Genomic DNA, 721 nt, shown 5'->3' on the forward strand with positions numbered 1-721 from the left:
TGTGTGCTAACGTTTGGGCTATGGTTAGTACGGGAATTAAAAGTAGTGAATTTCCGATTAAACACTTAGCCAAAGCTTTTTATTTTGTTTTATCTTTTAATTTTTAAAACCAAATCAAAAGATTTGGCGGACTTGGTTAAAAGCTCTAAACTTTGGGTTAAGCACCAAAACCCGTATTAATTATAGCCATTGTTGTGGTGTCGTTTTTTTATTCTTTTTCATCTCGAACGGTTTCTCTTGCCTTTTTAACAATCTCTTGATAGTCGGCTCGAAATGGTTCACTTAACTCCTTTTCTAAAATACGTTCTACATCCCAAAGGACTCTTTGCTCTGATTGGTCTTCAAACCTGTTTAAGTCATCAGTCTCATTAAATCTGCCGAGAAATTCGAAAAGTACGATTGCTTCTTCTTTAGTCAGTTCGATATTTACTTTATCATCAGCCATTTTCCAATTCGGTTTCAAGGTCGTTGAAGTATAGGATAAAAATCAAGTAGTTATCAAGTAAAATATCAGTCTTACTTTTTTCTTTCAAAAACTTGAAGCTTTCAATTCCGTCTTTTATTAATTCGCTGTCGGTCGGAAGTTTTTCGAACTGGCTTAAACACTCTTCTTTGGTCCGCTGGCAGTATTCATTCCAACTTTCTTCTGATTTTCTTTCTGTTGTGTCGTATTTGTGCCAATAAAGTTCACAAGTGCCGTCTGGAAGTTTGAATTGAACTT

Annotated in this window: 2 protein-coding genes; both read right to left on the bottom strand. The window is 35.1% G+C overall.

What is annotated here, in order from left to right; genetic code table 11:
• Positions 1-208: 208 nt before the first annotated feature.
• Entirely contained in the window at positions 209-445 is a 237-nt protein-coding gene (locus CXF67_RS00145) for a hypothetical protein (RefSeq protein ID WP_102086925.1), read from the bottom strand.
• Positions 438-721, bottom strand: a 284-nt coding sequence (locus tag CXF67_RS17950; RefSeq protein ID WP_180957848.1) for a hypothetical protein, incomplete at its 5' end; no start/stop codon positions are given. The genes CXF67_RS17950 and CXF67_RS00145, both read right to left, overlap by 8 nt.

Origin of the sequence: Psychroflexus sp. MES1-P1E, assembly GCF_002836055.1 — a bacterium.
Lineage (GTDB): Bacteria > Bacteroidota > Bacteroidia > Flavobacteriales > Flavobacteriaceae > Psychroflexus.